The 17142-nt window shown below is 46.1% G+C and carries 15 protein-coding genes; 8 read left to right on the top strand and 7 right to left on the bottom strand.

Annotated elements, in window-relative coordinates:
- The first annotated feature begins 117 nt into the window (after positions 1–117).
- Together C2755_RS05520 and C2755_RS05515 are read left to right on the top strand one after the other, a co-directional pair.
- Entirely contained in the window at positions 118–717 is a 600-nt protein-coding gene (locus tag C2755_RS05520) for an NUDIX domain-containing protein (RefSeq protein ID WP_215319853.1), read from the top strand.
- 64 nt (positions 718–781) lie between these two features.
- The gene (locus C2755_RS05515; RefSeq protein WP_215319851.1) at positions 782–1267 is read left to right on the top strand and encodes a DUF1178 family protein; all 486 of its coding nucleotides are present in this window, start codon (positions 782–784) and stop codon (positions 1265–1267) included.
- Between the two features lie 70 nt (positions 1268–1337).
- Here the strand turns inward: C2755_RS05515 and C2755_RS05510 are convergent, their stop codons facing one another.
- Entirely contained in the window at positions 1338–2858 is a 1521-nt protein-coding gene (locus C2755_RS05510) for a CoA-acylating methylmalonate-semialdehyde dehydrogenase (RefSeq protein ID WP_215319849.1), read from the bottom strand.
- Positions 2859–3020: 162 nt separating this feature from the next.
- On the opposite strand from C2755_RS05510, the gene C2755_RS05505 reads away from it, so the two are divergent.
- Positions 3021–4142 (top strand): NADH:flavin oxidoreductase/NADH oxidase, encoded by a 1122-nt coding sequence (locus C2755_RS05505; protein ID WP_215319847.1) that lies wholly within the window; start codon positions 3021–3023, stop codon positions 4140–4142.
- Positions 4143–4174: 32 nt separating this feature from the next.
- Positions 4175–5149: a tripartite tricarboxylate transporter substrate binding protein gene (locus tag C2755_RS05500; protein WP_072582475.1), complete on the top strand. Its 975-nt coding sequence runs from the start codon at positions 4175–4177 to the stop codon at positions 5147–5149.
- Positions 5150–5157: 8 nt separating this feature from the next.
- On the opposite strand, the gene C2755_RS05495 is transcribed toward C2755_RS05500, so the two are convergent.
- A complete protein-coding gene (locus C2755_RS05495) occupies positions 5158–6468 on the bottom strand; it encodes an amidase (RefSeq protein ID WP_215319845.1) in 1311 nt (436 codons plus the stop codon).
- A gap of 76 nt (positions 6469–6544) precedes the next feature.
- Here C2755_RS05495 and C2755_RS05490 point away from each other — a divergent pair, with 76 nt between their 5' ends.
- Together C2755_RS05490 and C2755_RS05485 are read left to right on the top strand one after the other, a co-directional pair.
- Positions 6545–7207: a SprT family zinc-dependent metalloprotease gene (locus C2755_RS05490; protein WP_072582473.1), complete on the top strand. Its 663-nt coding sequence runs from the start codon at positions 6545–6547 to the stop codon at positions 7205–7207.
- 48 nt (positions 7208–7255) lie between these two features.
- On the top strand, positions 7256–8347 hold the full coding sequence (locus C2755_RS05485) for a tartrate dehydrogenase (RefSeq protein WP_216862533.1): 1092 nt from the start codon (positions 7256–7258) through the stop codon (positions 8345–8347).
- Between the two features lie 15 nt (positions 8348–8362).
- Here C2755_RS05485 and dnaQ read toward each other — a convergent pair whose 3' ends face one another.
- From dnaQ to C2755_RS05460, 5 genes are all read right to left on the bottom strand, one after another.
- Positions 8363–9073: a DNA polymerase III subunit epsilon gene (dnaQ, locus tag C2755_RS05480; protein WP_215319843.1), complete on the bottom strand. Its 711-nt coding sequence runs from the start codon at positions 9071–9073 to the stop codon at positions 8363–8365.
- Positions 9073–12171, bottom strand: a complete 3099-nt coding sequence (locus tag C2755_RS05475) for an efflux RND transporter permease subunit (RefSeq protein ID WP_215319841.1) — start codon at positions 12169–12171, stop codon at positions 9073–9075. Before C2755_RS05475 ends, dnaQ begins: the two co-directional genes overlap by 1 nt.
- Positions 12168–13478, bottom strand: a complete 1311-nt coding sequence (locus C2755_RS05470) for an efflux RND transporter periplasmic adaptor subunit (RefSeq protein WP_215319839.1) — start codon at positions 13476–13478, stop codon at positions 12168–12170. The genes C2755_RS05475 and C2755_RS05470 overlap by 4 nt, the downstream gene beginning before the upstream one ends.
- A 111-nt stretch (positions 13479–13589) precedes the next feature.
- Positions 13590–14054 carry a ribonuclease HI gene (gene rnhA / locus C2755_RS05465; protein ID WP_215319837.1) on the bottom strand — a complete coding sequence of 155 codons (465 nt, stop codon included), beginning with the start codon at positions 14052–14054 and terminating at the stop codon, positions 13590–13592.
- 9 nt (positions 14055–14063) lie between these two features.
- Entirely contained in the window at positions 14064–14882 is an 819-nt protein-coding gene (locus C2755_RS05460; protein ID WP_215319836.1) for a class I SAM-dependent methyltransferase, read from the bottom strand.
- A 6-nt stretch (positions 14883–14888) separates the two neighbouring features.
- On the opposite strand from C2755_RS05460, the gene gloB reads away from it, so the two are divergent.
- Positions 14889–15698 carry a hydroxyacylglutathione hydrolase gene (gloB, locus tag C2755_RS05455; protein WP_215319834.1) on the top strand — a complete coding sequence of 270 codons (810 nt, stop codon included), beginning with the start codon at positions 14889–14891 and terminating at the stop codon, positions 15696–15698.
- Positions 15698–17131 (top strand): transglycosylase SLT domain-containing protein, encoded by a 1434-nt coding sequence (locus C2755_RS05450; RefSeq protein ID WP_215319832.1) that lies wholly within the window; start codon positions 15698–15700, stop codon positions 17129–17131. Before gloB ends, C2755_RS05450 begins: the two co-directional genes overlap by 1 nt.
- Positions 17132–17142: the final 11 nt, after the last annotated feature.

Here is a 17142-nt window from a genome sequence, read left to right as displayed (position 1 = left end):
TCAACATCTATCTAAAGGCTCCGTAAGGGGCCTTTATCATTTCAGGTGCCATCAAAATGACATTCAATTTAGTTAAGCTGGTTTAATCAATAACAGACGGAATATGTACTAAGACCCATGACGGAAAAATCATTTGAAGATCTACCTGCAGGTGATAAACATTTACGTGAAGAGCGTCTATCTGGCGAGGATATTTACGACGGTATCTTCTTAAAGATGAAGCAGGACAAAGTCTCACTGCCGGATGGAGAAACAGCAATTCGCGAGTATTTAACTCATCCAGGCGCAGTAGCAATTGTTGCGATCTTAGATGATGGCAGGGTGCTTCTCGAGCGACAGTATCGCTATCCAATTGCAAAAGCCTGCATTGAAATTCCTGCAGGAAAACTAGACTCTAAAGAAGATCATTTGGTATGCGCGCAGCGAGAGCTTAAAGAAGAAACTGGGTATACGGCAAAAAAATGGAGTTTCATTCGTCGCATTCATCCGGTAATTTCTTACTCCACCGAGTTCATTGATATCTACCTAGCTGAAGATCTTGTTCCGGGAAAAAGCCATCTAGATGATGAAGAGTTTTTGGATGTATTTGCTGCTCCATTAGAGCAATTGATATCCTGGGTTGAGGATGGCGAGATTACGGACGTCAAAACCACGATAGCCACCTACTGGCTTGATCGCTTTCGTAGGGGCTTACTAAAACCGCATCCAATCGAATAGGGTGCATTCAAACCCGATTAAAATAGGGTATTGAATTTATCGTTTTTGCCCCTATATACGTTTTATGAAAGTTTATAACTTATCCTGCCCCCTAGACCATCGCTTTGAAGGGTGGTTTGCTTCGGAAGTGGATTGCCTTGCTCAGCAGGACAAGGGGATGCTTGCGTGTCCAGTATGCGACAGCACAGAGATTACTCGCATGCCCTCAGCTCCGCATATTGGTAAATCATCGTCTACCGAGTTAACTGTATCCAAATCTGAATCTGAAAGTCTTAGTGGGGGCGTTGTTGCTTTGACTGGTAGCGATCATTCTCAACTTGAGGCTCAAGTACAGGCAGCCTTTTTGAAAGGTATGCGTGAGTTAATGGGTCGCTCAGAGGATGTTGGCAATTCTTTTGCCGATGAGGCTAGAAAAATTCACTATAAAGAATCTCCCGAGAGAAGCATTCGGGGTCAAACTACTTTAGATGAGGCTGAGGCTTTAAGAGAAGAGGGTATTGATGTCCTCTCAATGCCAATGATTCCCGCTCTTAAAAATACACTCCAGTAATTTCTAATTTAATCCTGGCAAATAAAAAAGCGATCCGAAGATCGCTTTTTTTACTAACTGCTACCTGATATTACTTAGAGGTAGGCATTACAAACTCCGCCCCCTTAGCAATACTCTCAGGCCAGCGTTGCATTACGCTCTTTTGCTTGGTATAGAAACGTACACCTTCTTTGCCATATGCATGCATATCGCCAAAGATGGATTTTTTCCAGCCGCCGAAGCCGTGCCAGGCCATTGGCACTGGAATAGGTACGTTAATGCCAACCATACCCACTTGTACGCGACGAGCAAATTCACGCGCAATATTGCCATCGCTTGTGAAGCAGGCTACACCATTACCAAATTCGCAAGAGTTCACCAAGTTCAGAGCATCCGTAAAGTTAGCAACACGCAAGCAGGATAGAACTGGTCCGAAGATTTCTTCTAAGTAAATCTTCATGTCTGGGGTGACATTGTCAAAAAGTGTGCCACCAATAAAGAAGCCATCCTCATAGCCGGGAACTTTAAGTCCGCGGCCATCTACGAGGAGTTTTGCACCAGAAGCTACGCCAGCATCAATATAGCCAGTAATGCGCTCAAGAGCTGCTTTAGTAACGATTGGACCCATTTCAGCATCGAGCTCCATGCCGTTTTTAACTTTGAGTGTCTTAGTGCGCTCGATCAGCTTTGGCATGATCTTCTCTGCCACATCACCAACTAATACCGCTACAGAAATCGCCATACAGCGTTCGCCAGCCGAGCCGTAAGCAGCACCAACCAGGGCATCAATTGCTTTATCAATATCAGCGTCAGGCATGATCACCATGTGGTTCTTCGCGCCGCCTAAAGCTTGGGAGCGCTTGCCAAAGTGAGCGCAACGCTCATAGATGTAATTGGCAATTGGAGTGGAGCCCACAAAACTCACTGCTTTAACATCTGGATTTTCAAGTAGGGCATCAACCGCTTCTTTGTCGCCCTGAACAACGTTGAATACGCCGTCAGGCAAGCCAGCTTCCTTGAGGAGCTTAGCCATGAACAGTGAAGCGGAAGGATCTGTAGGGCTGGGTTTGAGAATGAAAGTGTTGCCGCAAGCAATCGCAACTGGGAACATCCACATTGGCACCATGACTGGGAAGTTAAATGGGGTGATACCAGCAACTACACCTAAAGGCTGACGCATAACCCAGTTGTCGATACCAGTCGATACTTGCTCGGTGTAGTCGCCTTTGAGTAGCTCAGGAATGCCAGTAGCAAATTCCACAATCTCAATACCGCGTGTTACTTCCCCTTGGGCATCGGTAAATACCTTGCCATGTTCTGCTGTAATGATGGCAGCCAACTCATCGCGATGAGCGTTTAGCAATTCAAGATACTTGAACATGATGCGTGCACGGCGCAATGGGGAGGTTTGACTCCATGACACAAAGGCTGTTTGGGCATTGGCTACAACTTCATCAACTTCTTTACGGCTAGCAAGTGCAACACGGCGTGCTACTGTTCCTTTGGTTGGGTTGTAAACATCGGCAAAGCGACCATCTTTAGGGTTAACTACATTGCCGCCAACAAAGTGGCCAATATCTTCTTTTGATTCAAAGGCTTGAGGTGCGTTCATAATCTCTTGTGGTGAGTATTTTTCAGGTTTTGGGTAAAAAAGCCGTTTGGCCAATTAGCCTGCACGACTTCGCTGTCTCGTTTATTCTGCTTTTTAAGTATTCTAGCGCTTAACAGCAATTTTCGTATTTTTGACCTATTTTTGGATTTTTCAAGGCATTTTATGAGTCTTTTATTTTCGAGCTATACCCTCAATTCCCCGCGGGGACCTCTAGAGCTGGCAAATCGCATTGTGGTTGCCCCGATGTGCCAGTATTCGGCCAATAACGGCGAGGCAACTGACTGGCACCTCATGCACTGGGGTAATTTGCTGAATAGTGGCGCAGCACTCTTCATTATTGAGGCTACAGGGGTAAGTCCGGAGGCCAGAATTACGCCTGCTTGTCTTGGGCTCTGGGATGATCGCACTGAAGCAGCTTTGAAAGACAAATTAAGTCGAGCGCGCGGGTTGGCTCCTGCCGTACCTGTTTTTATTCAGTTAGCGCATGCAGGTCGCAAAGCATCCAGTGCAACCCCCTGGAACGGCGGACAATTGCTCCCAACGGATCAGGGTGGATGGGAAACTCTAGCGCCCTCAGCGATCCCCCAGTTAGATGGAGAGCGTTTACCTCATGAATTGAGTAAGACTGAATTAAAAAAGCTGATTGATGATTTTGTAGCATCAGCAAAACGTGCAGGTCGTATTGGAATTGATGGGATTGAACTCCATGGTGCCCATGGATACTTGTTGCATCAATTTTTATCTCCTATCGCCAATCAACGCACGGATGAATACGGCGGCTCATTTGAAAACCGCATTCGCTTTCCATTAGAGTTATTTGCTGCCGTAAGAGCCGCATATCAAGGAGTTCTTGGCATACGCATTTCAGCTAGTGACTGGGTAGAGGGTGGTTGGACTCCTGAAGAGACGGCAAACTTTGCCAAGCAACTTAAACCAATGGGCTGCGATTTTGTACACATTTCTTCTGGTGGCATTTCGCCAAAACAAAAGATTGCAATTGGTCCAAATTACCAAGTGCCTTTTGCAAAGATAGTTAAAGATCAATCTGGTTTGCCAACTATGACTGTTGGACTCATTACCGAGCCACAGCAAGCCGAAGACATTTTGCAGGCGGGTGATGCGGATCTCATCGCTTTGGCTAGAGCATTCCTATACAAGCCTCGCTGGGGTTGGGAAGCTGCAGCAGCTCTAGGTGGCACAGTTACTGCAAATGAGCGTTATTGGCGTTGTTTACCTCGAGAAGCCCAGGCCGTATTTGGTGATGTAAAAGTAGGGCAGCGATAAACATTAAAAAATCATATGTTGGGGGAGCGCTAATGAAAAAATATTCGGTGATACGCAGTGCGCTTGTAATTTTGGGGTTTGGGATTTCATGCCTAGTTATGGCCCAATCCTTTCCGGATCGTCCAATTACTTTAGTAGTCCCCAATCCACCTGGTGGGCTGGTTGATACTTCGGCACGTCTATTAAGTGAGCCGTTGACGCGTGTGATCGGTCAACCGGTGATTGTTGACAACAAGCCGGGAGCAAGTGGCAATACCGCCTATCAGTATGTTGCCAAAGCAAAACCCGATGGCTACACCTTATTGATTTCCTATTCTGGTTATCACGTTGGTAATCCCGCTTTATTCGATAAGCTTCCGTGGGATCCCATTAAAGATTTTTCTCCAATTGCCTTACTGACTGTTTCAACCAATGTCATTGCAGTGCACCCTTCAGTTCCGGTAAATAATTTGAAGGAATTTATTGCGTACGCAAAAGCTAATCCAGGTAAATTAAATTACGCCTCACAAGGCAATGGTTCTGTGTCGCATATTGGTACTGAGATCTTCAAGCAAACTACTGGTGTGGATATGGTGCATGTTCCATACAAGGGATCTGGTCCAGCCATTCAGGACGTTTTGGCGGGGCAGGTACAGGTATTTATTAGTACGCCACCCTCAGTCATGCAACACGTCCAAAGTGGAAAACTCAAGGGGCTTGCTGTGACCGGCAAAAATCGTCACCCTGGTATGCCAAACGTACCAACTACCGCTGAAGCTGGTCTACCATCATTTCAGTTGGAATCATGGGTGGCCCTTTATGCGCCTGCAGGAACACCTGCAGCAGTGGTTACCAAGCTCACTAATTCTGTAAAGCAGAGCTTGGCATTGCCTGAAATTAAAGAGCGTGCCGATGCCGCTGGTGTTGAACTTCGTTACTTGGGACCAAACCAAACTGATGCGCTAGTTAAGAAAGAACTTCCTTTCTGGGCTAAAGCAATTAAAGCGGCAAACATTACTCTTGATTAAGGGCTTGGCTAAGCCTGATCTCGCAGGGTGGGGTCAGGTAATGCTAATGTAAATGCCCGGGCAGCGCTCAACAAGAAATGATCTTTACCTGGGCCTGCAATGAGTTGCACGCCTACTGGCAATCCATTGGGGCCACTGCTTACATTGATATTGATGCAGGGCAAACCTAGAAGAGTCCAAGCTCTAGAAAAAAGAGGATCTCCAGTACCATCTTTAATGTTGGGCGCTTCGCCATTTGCACTTGGGGCTATCAAGATATCCACTTCATTATTAAATAAGTCTTCCATGGCCGCCCTTGACTTATCGGCAAGGCTCAAATCTTTTGCATATTGCTCGTAGCTAATTTCAGCGCCTTCACTAAGTTGCTTCAGAAGTTGTGGGCTGAGCTTTTTAGCGTAATGCACACGTTCAAAAGTAAGGCTGCGTGACATTTCAGAGATCATGATGCGAGTTTGGGCTTGGGTGAGTCCATCACATGTCTTTGGTAACTTCTGATCAATTACGGTTCCTTTAGCAATCTTCTCGGCAGCATGCCGGGCAACAGCAAGCGCTGTAGCAGTTTCTTTTTGTGCAAACGGCCAGCTAGATGTTTTGCAAATGGCGATGCGGGGTTTGTTATGCAAGACTTCAATTTTTGCTAGTCGATGATCGCCACTCATAGCTGCTACACCAAGCCCTACATCTTCTACTGTTCTACCAAAGCAACCCATGGTGTCGAGTGTTACAGAAAGACTTTTAATTCCCGCAATACTGACTTTGCCATGACTGGGTTTAAATCCCACTACACCACAAAAGGACGCAGGGCGAATGATTGACCCAGCAGTTTGACTACCCGTTGCCAGTGGGATCATAAAATCGGCTACTGCAGCAGCAGAGCCACTAGAGGAACCACCGGGAGTGTGCTTTGGGTTATGCGGATTTGTTGTTAATCCACTCTTAAATGTTGCAAATTCTGTTGTAACGGTTTTGCCTAAAATAATGGCGCCAGACTGTCGCATTAGGGCAACCGCCACAGCGTCAGCGACTGGATAGTGGTTGGCGTAAATGGGTGAGCCATAGGAGGTCGGTAAATCATAGGTGTCATAAAGATCTTTAACCCCAATTGGGAGACCATGTAATAGGCCCTGAAAGGCACCTTTATCAAGCTGTTTGGCGCGAGATAAGGCATTTTCCTTTCCTAGGCTTGCCCAGGCCTTAACAACGCTCTCTTTTTGTCCTATGCGGTCTAGGCAGGATAGGAGTAAATCAGTGGCTTTAATTTCCCTCTTAGAGAGGGCTTTGATGGCTTGGGTAGCGCTTAGGCTTTCTAGATCTTTCATGGACTCATTCTACTTATGGTGGCGTATGATCGCAATTGATGGTTTTTGTCCTAGATTTCGATAGAAGAGAAGTTAAATGAAGCAACATACAGTCCGTGAGGCTTGGCTAGAAGACGCCGTAAGGCATCTTGAGCCGGTCTTTTCAAAAGCAGGTTATGCCATCCCTCCCGTCAGGGTCTCATGCGGATTCCCGGCCTCTAGTAGTCCTAGAACAACACTAGGCCAATGCTGGCCACGTGAGCGCTCAGGTGGTGGCGTAAATGAGATATTCATTTCCCCTAAGTTGGATGAGCCTGTTCAGCTTTTAGATACCTTAGTTCATGAACTCTGCCATGCAGTGGATGACTGTTTTAGTGGCCATGGCGAAGATTTCAAGGGAATCGCTCAAACGGTGGGTCTGGAAGGCCCTGCCAGAATGGCTCATGCCACTGAGGAGCTCACTGTAAGACTGATGATGATTAGTCAGGAGCTTGGCCCTTACCCGCATCAAGCGATTGTTTTCCCGCCCCCAAGGCCTAGCAATGCTAGTCGAAGTAAGGCTAAATGTGGGCAATGTGGCTACGAGGTAACTTTGCTCAAGAAGTGGGCCAGTTATGGAGCGCCAATCTGCCCCAAGGACAATATTCGGATGCTAGAAGCTGTTCCAGAGACCATTGAAAATACCACTGATTACGATAGTGAATCAGTTGAAAAGGGTAGCAAGAAGGCGCCAGATGAAATCCGTCGCGCTATTAGCTAGTTATTTGTAAAATTCATCTTCAACAAAATAAAACGAGACACATCATTTATGAACGCAAAGAAAATATTTAAGAATCCAAAGATTGCCGTTATTCCTGGGGATGGTATTGGCAAAGAAGTCATGCCGGAGGGCGTACGTGCGCTAGAGGCAGCCAATCGTAAATTTAATCTAGGTATGCAGTTTGATCATTTTGATTTTGCAAGCTGTGATTACTATCTCAAGCATGGGAAGATGATGCCGGATGATTGGTTCGATATCCTCATGAAGTACGATGCGATCTTTTTTGGCGCTGTAGGTATGCCGGATATTCTGCCTGACCATGTTTCACTCTGGGGCAGCTTAATTCAATTCCGCCGTGGCTTTGACCAGTATGTCAATTTGCGTCCAGTACGTTTATTGCCCGGTGTGCCTTGCCCACTTGCCAACCGTAAGCCCGGTGACATCGATTTCTTTGTAGTACGTGAGAACACTGAAGGTGAATACTCCAGCGTTGGTGGCAAGATGTTCCCGGATACCGATCGTGAAATCGTGATTCAAGAATCTGTCTTCACTAGACAGGGTGTTGACCGAATTTTGCAATACGCTTTTGACTTAGCCCAAAGTCGCCCTAAGAAGCATTTAACTTCTGCAACTAAATCAAATGGTATTGCCATCACTATGCCTTATTGGGATGAGCGTGTAGAGGCAATGTCTAAGAAATTTGCCGATGTAAGAGCCGACAAATACCACATTGATATTTTGGCGGCTCACTTCGTTATGAATCCAGATCGCTTTGACGTTGTAGTAGCGAGCAATTTATTTGGCGATATTCTCTCGGACTTGGGTCCTGCATGTACCGGCACAATTGCAGTTGCACCATCCGGCAGCATTAATCCTGAAGGTAAATTCCCGTCCTTGTTTGAGCCAGTACATGGATCGGCACCTGATATCTTTGGAAAAATGATCGCCAACCCTATTGGCCAGATATGGAGTGGGGCGATGATGCTTGATCACCTCGGCTATCCAGAAGCTGGCAAAGCAATATTTAGTGCCATTGAAAAGGTATTGGCATCCGGTCCAGGACATGCGCCTTTGACACCAGATCTAGGTGGCACAGCGAAGACGGATGATTTGGGTAAGGCGATTGCCGCAGCAATCTAACTAGTAATCTACTAATTAGGCAGCAGCATTTAAAGGACTCCAAACGGGGTCCTTTTTACTTGCCTTGGCAATTTCCGCCAAGATTTTTTCATGGCTTTCAAGGTCATCATCTGATGCAGACAGCACCATGAGATTAGTTGGTAAAGCTTTGGTATGACCAGTAGAGTCTGCTCCCACTGTGTAGTCAATCAGATCAATCGAAAGGTCTTCTTGACCCCTTGTCATCGATACGTAAACTTCAGCTAGTAACTGGGCGTCTAATAACGCGCCGTGCAAAGTACGGTGTTTATTACTAATTGAAAAGCGTTCACACAGCGCATCTAATGAATTGCGCTTTCCAGGGAACATTTGACGCGCGTCGAGCAGTGTGTCGGTAATCTTGGAGGCTAAATTTCTGAAGGGGGGGCGCTTTAGAAGGGCAAACTCGTTATCTAAGAACCCCAAATCGAAGGCTGCGTTATGAATCACAATTTCAGCGCCATCTACAAACTCAATTAACTGCTCAACGATGTTTGCAAAGATTGGCTTATCAGATAAAAACTCTCTAGAAAGTCCGTGGACTGCAAATGCGCCAGCATCAATATCACGCTCAGGATTGATGTAGTAATGGAAAGTTCTATCGGTAAGTCGACGACCAACCATCTCAACACAGCCAATTTCAATAATGCGGTCGCCGGTGGCTGGATTAAGGCCAGTAGTTTCGGTATCGAGAATCACTTGACGCATCAGGTTCCCTCTAGAACAGCTGGTGGAATATCCATCGGTCCATTGCCTGCATATTTATCCAAATAGAGATAAATCACGGGTGTAATGATCAACGTTACGAACTGAGAAAAAATCAGGCCACCAGCAACGCTGATGCCTAAAGGTTGACGTAACTCTGCTCCAGCACCCAGCCCAAATGCGATCGGAAGTGCACCCATGAGAGCGGCAACGGTTGTCATCATAATAGGCCGGAAACGCAAGATACATGCTTCACGAATGGCTTTTTCAGGAGACATGCCTTGGTTACGTTGAGCATCTAAGGCAAAGTCAATCATTAAGATCGCATTTTTCTTAACAATGCCGATCAATAATAAAATACCGATCGATGCAACGACGGTTAGCTCGAAGCCAAAGATGCGCAAAGCAAGGATGGCGCCAATCGCAGCAGATGGCAAACCAGCCAAAATAGTCAGCGGATGAATGTAACTCTCGTAAAGCACGCCAAGTAATATATAAATTACGCCTAGAGCCGATAGAATTAGTATCAGCTGACCTGATTGGTTGCTTTTAAATACTGCCGCATCTCCACCGTAACTCGTAATGATGGAAGCGGGTAAGCCAATTTCCTTGGTGTATTCCTCAATCTTTTTCGTGGCGTCACCAAGGAAGACATCAGGAGCAAGGTTGAATGACAGGGTTACAGCCGGAATTTGCCCTTGATGGTTTACGGCGGTTGGGCCGATTTCACGAGTGAAGCTAGCTACGCTAGATAGTGGAATCAGCTTGTCGGTTGCGCGACCTCTTACAAAAATCTTATTCAGATCCGTCTCATATTGACGATCTTCTTCAGCAGCTTCTAGGATCACGTAATAAGTATTCACTGGTGTGTAGATAGTAGATACCTGCCTCTCACCGTAGGCAGAATAGAGGGCTGTACGGATGTCAGCAATCGTAACGCCGGCACTAGCCGCTTTTTCACGATCAATATTGATCTTGACGTTGAGACCTTTTAGCTGTGAGTCACTGGTAACGTCACGGAAAAGTGGGTCGGTACGCATCTTTTGCATCAACTTATCAGCCCATTCATTCACGCCTTCAAAGCCAACACTTTGCAAAGTAAATTGGTAGCGGCTTTTACTATTTTTGCCGCCAAGCTGTAAATTCTGGACCGGACGCATGTAGACCTGAAGGCCGGGGATCTCTTTAAATTTATTTCTTAATCCCTCCATCACCTGAGCCATCTTAGCGCGATCGCCCTTGGGCTTAAGAATGATAAAAATCCTGCCGGTGTTGTAGCCTGAGCTCGCACCACCGCCAATGACTGAAATAGAGCTATCCACATTCGGGTCTGTATTCACTAGTTCTGCAGCTCTATCCTGAAGTGCCAACATCGCTTTAAAGGAGATATCTTCAGATGCCTCAGTAGTTGCTTGAATTTGCCCAATATCTTCTTCTGGAAAGAAACCCTTCGGGCTATAGACAAACATCACCACGGTAATGGCAAAGGTGGAAAGGGCGCCCCATAAGACTTTCTTACGATTATTAAGGGCCAGATCTAGGTAGTGAATATAGGTTTTCAGCATCCAGTCAAAGACGCGATCAAACTTCTTGTTGATGGCATATTCCTTGGCATGCTGACCTGGTTTTGGTAGGAAGCGACTGCAAAGCATCGGCACAACCGTCAGCGACACGACTGCTGATACCAAAATTGAAAGGGAAACCACTACCGCAAATTCTCTAAACAGAAGGCCAATAGGACCAGCCATAAAGAAGAGTGGAATAAATACAGCCACCAAAGAAATAGAAATGGAAATAATCGTAAAGCCCACTTCTTTGCTACCTTTGAGGGATGCTTTGAGTGGGTCCATACCTTGTTCAACATAACGCATGATGTTTTCAAGCACCACAATTGCATCATCAACAACCAAGCCTACAGCAAGCGTAATACCCAGAAGCGAGATGTTGTCTAAGCTGTATCCCAAAAAATAGAGCAGAAAGAATGCCCCGATCAGTGAGATTGGAAGGCTGATAGAGGGAATAACTGTCGCCGAAACATGTTTCAGGAACAAGAAAATTACCATAACAACCAACAAGATCGTTAAAGCCAATGTGAGATTAACGTCATGTATCGCTTCTAGAATGGAGAGCGAACGATCGTTCAACAATTGCATACGAACAGATTCCGGCATCTGCTTTTGTAATTGAGGTAGTAATGCCTTAACGGAGTTAACAACATCCACAGTATTAGCGCTCGGTTGGCGCAATACTGCAATCGCAATAGAGCGCTCTCCATTAGCACTCGCCAATGTTTTTACATCCTCGTAACTCTCGATCACATCGGCAACGTCCTTGAGGTAGATCGGAAGACCATTTTTTTGACTAACAATTAAATTGGCAAACTCTTCAGGTCTTACTAGTTGTGGGTTGGCATAAATAGTGATGGCCTGACGGGGCCCGTCTAAAACCCCTACAGGACTATTGGAGTTGGCTTTGTTGATAGCAACGGCGATATCGTCAATAGTGAGATTGCGGTTAGCAAGAGCGTCGGGATGCACTCGTACGCGAACCGCATAACGCTTTGCACCATAAACAAGAACTTGCGCTACACCACTAATGGTTGATAAGTTAGGTGAAAGTAAATTTTCTGCGTATTGATTGAGATCTGAGAGACTGATTGATGGCGAGCTCATGCGCACCACTAGAACAGGAGTGTCGGCTGGATTTATCTTCCGGTAGGACGGTGGCACCGTCATTTCAATCGGTAAGCGCTTTTGGGCTCTCAACAAAGCTGCTTGAACGTCAACTGCGGCTTTATCAATATCTCGATCGTTATTGAATTCCAAAGTAATGCTCGTACTGCCCAAAGAATTAGTGGAGCTAATTACGGTGATGCCATCAATCGTCGAAAATTCTTTTTCAAGGGGAAGGGCTACCGAGGCAGCCATATTTTCTGGTGATGCACCCGGTAAAGATGCGCTTACAGAAATAACTGGCGTATTAAAACTAGGTAGCGCAGCTACTGGAATTTTCATGTAGGCAACAGCCCCTGCGATGACTGTTGCTATCGAGAGCAACACCGTCATTACCGGGCGCCGAATACATAATTCGGATAGTGTCATTTTTTCTCTGGGGCTGTTGGAGTTGTTGAGGTAGTAGTTGCTTGCGGTGCAGCTGATTTATCCTCGCGGACTTTGCTTCCTGGACGCAAATTCTGCTTACCTTCAACCACTACTCTATCGCCATCATCTATACCGGTAACAACAGACAATCCTTGGTAGTCATAAACTACTTTCACGGGTTTGGCTGCAACTTTGGCATCTTTATCGACCACGTAAACCAATTTTCCGCGGGGATTGATCACTACTGCTTGCGATGGAATAGCTAAGGCATCCTTTAGAGTATTGGCCACTAGGGATACGCGAGCAAATTCACCTGGCAAGAGAGTTTTGGCGTCATTCGGGATTTGCGCTTTTACGCGTACCGCCGCGATCGAAGGATCGACTTGGTTATCAACGACCAGCACCTTTCCTTCGTAAGTTCTTTTGCCGCTATCGCCTACAGTCACCGTAACATTCATCGCATCACCATCTAACTGGTTCTCTAAGATGATCGGAATATCTTTTTCTGGAATGACAAATTGAACATCAATTGGGTTTAATTGAGTAATGGTCACCATGGATCCAACGCTGGATGTAGCAGTTGAGCTGGTCGCGGTGGAAACAATGTTGCTAGCCTGGACAAGGGAGCCCGGGAATACATTGACGATGCCAGCACGACCATCAATAGGGGACTTAATGTAATCAAAAGAAAGCTGCACTTCTGCCGCGCGGGCTGCTGCTTGTGCTGACTTGGCATTTGCCAATGTAGTTTCTAGAGCGGCTTTAGAAATAAAGTTTTTAGCAACCAATTCTTTGGCGCGTAAGTACTGTTTTTGAGCATCATCAGCAAGGGCTTTGAGCTTTTCATAGTTGGCTTTATCGTTGCGGTCATCCAAGGTAAAAAGCAGATCGCCAGCTTTAACTTCTTGACCATCTTTTACCTGAATTGTGGCGACGGTATTGGTGACCATTGGGCGAATGTCAACAATGCTATTGGAAACAATGGTGCCAGTTGCCTCAATGATTAGCGGCACATCTTTTTTCTGGACTACGAATGATGTTACGGTAACAGGGCCGCCAGATTTAGCAGAGGCTGGGAAAAAATAATCATATGCTTTTGAGCCCGCATAGAGTAAGAGCAGAATTAATAGCAAGCGCCATTTAAACCTCACTAAAAAGGATTTAACCGTAGCAAAATCCACTCTCTTTGCTTGGCTTAGCTGGGGTGAATATTTTTGCCAAAGAGCGCACAAGCGAACTTTGCCCATCTCTTTAAATTGAACGAGTTTGGCAAATGCCTTATCGAGTGAAGATTCTATTTTTGACACAGTCTCATTTTTCTTGGTTTTTTGTGGGTTTTATGATGTTTCTAAGCCATTTAGAGCAGGATCATTCTCTCATAAGATGGCTAAAAAGGAGGGTGTAGACGTGCATTCGCCCTAGGGCAAAAACTCCTCAACACCCTTATTGGCTAACTGGTCGGCCAACTCATTTCCAGGGTGTCCGTTATGCCCTCTAACCCAGTGCCAGGAGATCTCATGCCCTGGGAGCAGGGAGTCCAGTTCCTGCCAGAGATCTGCGTTTTTGACTGGATCCTTGCTGGCGGTCTTCCACCCCCTTTTTTTCCAGCCCTCTAGCCATTCCGTTACCCCTTTTTGGACATATTGGGAGTCAGTCCACAACTCAACGGTGCTGCGTTGTTTGAGGGCTTTTAGGGCGAAAATGACTGCAGAAATCTCCATGCGGTTGTTGGTGGTGAGCTTTTCGCCCCCGTGAATATGCTTTTCGTGCCCACCAGATCGCAATACAGCCCCCCAGCCTCCAGGGCCGGGATTCCCTTTACAGGCACCATCGGTATAAATCACGATATGAGGGGGGTGGGGGTGTGATTTGGTATGCGGCATGGCGATAATTTACTTGGTATTGCCTCTTTTGAAGCGTTTTTGGATATTGCTGCGCTCGGCGGCGGGAGTTAGTTGTTGCATGGCCGGTATACGGACAAGTGATGCTGGGCCAATGAGGCGCATTCCTTGTTGGCGCTTAATGGCTGAAACTAAAAAAACAGCCCCAAATATAGGCCACCAACGATTCCCCATTTTTTCAAGAAAATTCATCTTGCCCATCGCAGATTCACCCTGCAGGGGAAATTTATAGCAACCAAAGTGACCTCGGTCCAAAGAGAAGTTAAGTAACTCCAGCCAATCTTTTATGCGGATGAGACTAATAAATTGCCCATCTCTAGGAAGGTAAGGGGTTCCAACCAATCTGCTGAGGTATTGTCTGGCGCCCCATAGGCTTGCGGGGTTAAAGCCGGAAATAATTAAACGACCTTCGGGTCGAAGTACTCGATCGACTTCGCGCAATATTTGATGGGGATCAGTGGCAAATTCCAAAACATGGGGCAGAACAATTAAATCTATACTTTCGCTGGCAAAGGGGAGGTCTGTCGAGTCACCTTCAATTAAATGCCAGTTGTAATTAGTTGTATGAGAGCGACTATCGTTAGAGTGAATCAGGATGGCATGCAAAGGCATGCGATTTTCACTAAGCGTATTTATCTGAGGTAGGCCTATTTGCACTGCATGAAAGCCAAAGACATCGGCAACAATTTGGTCAAAACACCGTTGCTCCCACGCTAGCACGTAGCGTCCAGGAGGAGATTGGAGCCATTTTTCCCATGAGCTCCAGGGAGGTGCAGGTGTCTGAGAGGGTATGGGTGGGGTTGGTATCATGGGTCTATGGATAAGAATACTTTATTGCAGGTTTGGCCCATTCCGGCTTTTGATGATAACTATATCTGGTGTATTCACGATGGCAGCTCTGCTTTAGTGGTGGATCCAGGTGATTCAGCACCAGTTTTGGAGTACCTGAGCACAAATCATTTGACCCTTAAAGGCATTCTTATTACCCACCACCATGCGGACCATACGGGTGGCATTCTCAACTTATTGGAAAGTTTGGGTGCGGATCTGCCTGTTTATGGCCCAGTTGGTGGCAATATTCCAGGTCGCACTAATGTCGTAATGCAAGACGATAAATTTGAAATTGCTTCCCCGCGCATTAGCTTGAAGGTTCTCGAAGTTCCTGGGCATACCTTAAGTCACATCGCTTATTTTGCAAACATGCAGGCAAATGTTGTTGAGCCAATGCTTTTTTGTGGTGACACCTTATTTGCCTCTGGCTGTGGAAGATTGTTCGAGGGGACACCAACCCAAATGACGGAGTCGCTTGGTAAGTTTGCCGCACTGCCAAAAAATACTTTGGTTTATTGCACCCATGAGTACACTTTATCGAATATTCGTTTTGCTTTAGCAGTAGAGCCCAACAACCTTAATCTACTCTCATGGGCAGAGCAGGCTAAATCTTTGCGAGAGCAGGGTTTGCCAACTCTTCCAACCACTATTGGACAAGAGCTGCAAGTTAATCCATTCATGCGTTGTGATCAAGCCGAAGTCATTGCAATGGCTAAAGAGGTTTCAGGTCAGACATCATTGCCAACGCCTGCACATGTATTGGCAGTCATTCGTGGCTGGAAAGATCGCTTCTAATGCGGGTGATGTATGCAGTATTAGTAATTACTGCTTTGCTGAGTGGTTGCGCAAGTACTGATTGGTCTTCTGACGCACCAACAAAGGCAAATCCAAAAACATCTAAGGCTGCCCGAGTAAATCTCAAAAATCAATCTGTTAGCAAGGTTTATGCACCTTCTGACAATCTGTGGATACGTATCCGTGATGGCTTCGAGATGGAGCCAATGAATAGTCCTTTAGAGATCGAACAGGTTCGCTGGTTAGCTGCAAGGCCGGACTATGTGAATCGCTCGATGACGCGTTCTTCACGTTATTTGTTTTACATCGTTCAAGAGGTAAATGCGCGCAATATGCCTACCGAGATTGCATTACTACCATTTGTTGAAAGTGCGTTTGTAACCAATGCAAAGTCAAATGCAAAGGCAGTGGGTCTATGGCAATTTATGCCTGCCACGGGCAAAGACTTTCGTCTCACACAAAACGTATTTAGAGATGAGCGACGCGATGTTGTGCAGTCAACGGATGCGGCCTTGGATTACCTACAACGTTTGAATAATCAATTCGGTAGCTGGGAACTAGCCTTAGCAGCCTACAACTGGGGTGCTGGCAATATTACAAAAGCACAAAAGCGTAATGCCGCCGCAGGATTGCCTATAGATTATGAGAGTTTGACCTTACCGCGTGAAACTCGAAATTACGTTCCTAAATTGATGGCATATCGACAAATTGTCCTGGATCCACAGGCATATGGAATTGTGCTGCCTGATTTAGAAAATCACCCATACTTTGTCGCGGTTGATGTTGGAAACGATATTGATGTTGCTCTTGTAATTAAGTTGGCCGAGATACCTGCAGATGAATTTCAAATTCTGAATCCATCATTTAATAAGCCGGTAATTTTAAGCAATGCTAACCAGCAAATTCTTTTGCCGTTTGCGCATGCTGAGATCTTTCAAGATAACCTCAAGCAATACTCTAAACCTCTTTCGTCGTGGACTGCTGTTCAAGTTTCCAAAACAGAAAGTGTTGATCAGGCAGCTAAAACGTTGGGGGTGGATGTAGATACCCTGCGCGAGGTCAACGGCATTCCAAGGGGAATGCGTATACGAGCAGGCTCTACCGTGCTAATTCCCAAAACCAGTCGCCGTCCGGGTGATGTTTCAACTGCTATGGCAGAAAATGCCAGTCTCAACCTAGAAAAGCCAGCTCCGCCTGCTCCTAAGTGCCCCAAACCAGCAAAGGGTACAAAAGGGGCTAAATCAAGTAAATGTGCTGCACCCAGCAACTCCAAAAAAGGAGATAAGGGCGCCTCTAAGGGTAATTCTTCTGAAAAAAATGCTGCATCTCAGCATAAATCCGAATCGACAGGGCTTGCAAAATCTGCGAAAAATGGTAGTTCACCTGCCTCAGCTAGCAGCAAGGCTAGTAAAGGGGTGAGCAAAAGCCAGTAATTTGAGTAACT

The sequence above is a fragment of the Polynucleobacter sp. MWH-S4W17 genome, assembly GCF_018687535.1.
GTDB lineage: Bacteria > Pseudomonadota > Gammaproteobacteria > Burkholderiales > Burkholderiaceae > Polynucleobacter.
The sequence above is the reverse complement of the archived record's forward strand: the minus strand, read 5'-3'. Positions and strand labels throughout refer to the sequence as shown.

Bases quoted from the DNA above. Each gene is read 5' to 3' on its own strand.
- C2755_RS05520 (WP_215319853.1), top strand. From the start codon at position 118: ATGACGGAAAAATCATTTGAAGATCTACCTGCAGGTGATAAACATTTA.
- C2755_RS05515 (WP_215319851.1), top strand. From the start codon at position 782: ATGAAAGTTTATAACTTATCCTGCCCCCTAGACCATCGCTTTGAAGGG.
- C2755_RS05510 (WP_215319849.1), bottom strand. From the start codon at position 2,858: ATGAACGCACCTCAAGCCTTTGAATCAAAAGAAGATATTGGCCACTTT.
- C2755_RS05505 (WP_215319847.1), top strand. From the start codon at position 3,021: ATGAGTCTTTTATTTTCGAGCTATACCCTCAATTCCCCGCGGGGACCT.
- C2755_RS05500 (WP_072582475.1), top strand. From the start codon at position 4,175: ATGAAAAAATATTCGGTGATACGCAGTGCGCTTGTAATTTTGGGGTTT.
- C2755_RS05495 (WP_215319845.1), bottom strand. From the start codon at position 6,468: ATGAAAGATCTAGAAAGCCTAAGCGCTACCCAAGCCATCAAAGCCCTC.
- C2755_RS05490 (WP_072582473.1), top strand. From the start codon at position 6,545: ATGAAGCAACATACAGTCCGTGAGGCTTGGCTAGAAGACGCCGTAAGG.
- C2755_RS05485 (WP_216862533.1), top strand. From the start codon at position 7,256: ATGAACGCAAAGAAAATATTTAAGAATCCAAAGATTGCCGTTATTCCT.
- dnaQ (WP_215319843.1), bottom strand. From the start codon at position 9,073: ATGCGTCAAGTGATTCTCGATACCGAAACTACTGGCCTTAATCCAGCC.
- C2755_RS05475 (WP_215319841.1), bottom strand. From the start codon at position 12,171: ATGACACTATCCGAATTATGTATTCGGCGCCCGGTAATGACGGTGTTG.
- rnhA (WP_215319837.1), bottom strand. From the start codon at position 14,054: ATGCCGCATACCAAATCACACCCCCACCCCCCTCATATCGTGATTTAT.
- C2755_RS05460 (WP_215319836.1), bottom strand. From the start codon at position 14,882: ATGATACCAACCCCACCCATACCCTCTCAGACACCTGCACCTCCCTGG.
- gloB (WP_215319834.1), top strand. From the start codon at position 14,889: ATGGATAAGAATACTTTATTGCAGGTTTGGCCCATTCCGGCTTTTGAT.
- C2755_RS05450 (WP_215319832.1), top strand. From the start codon at position 15,698: ATGCGGGTGATGTATGCAGTATTAGTAATTACTGCTTTGCTGAGTGGT.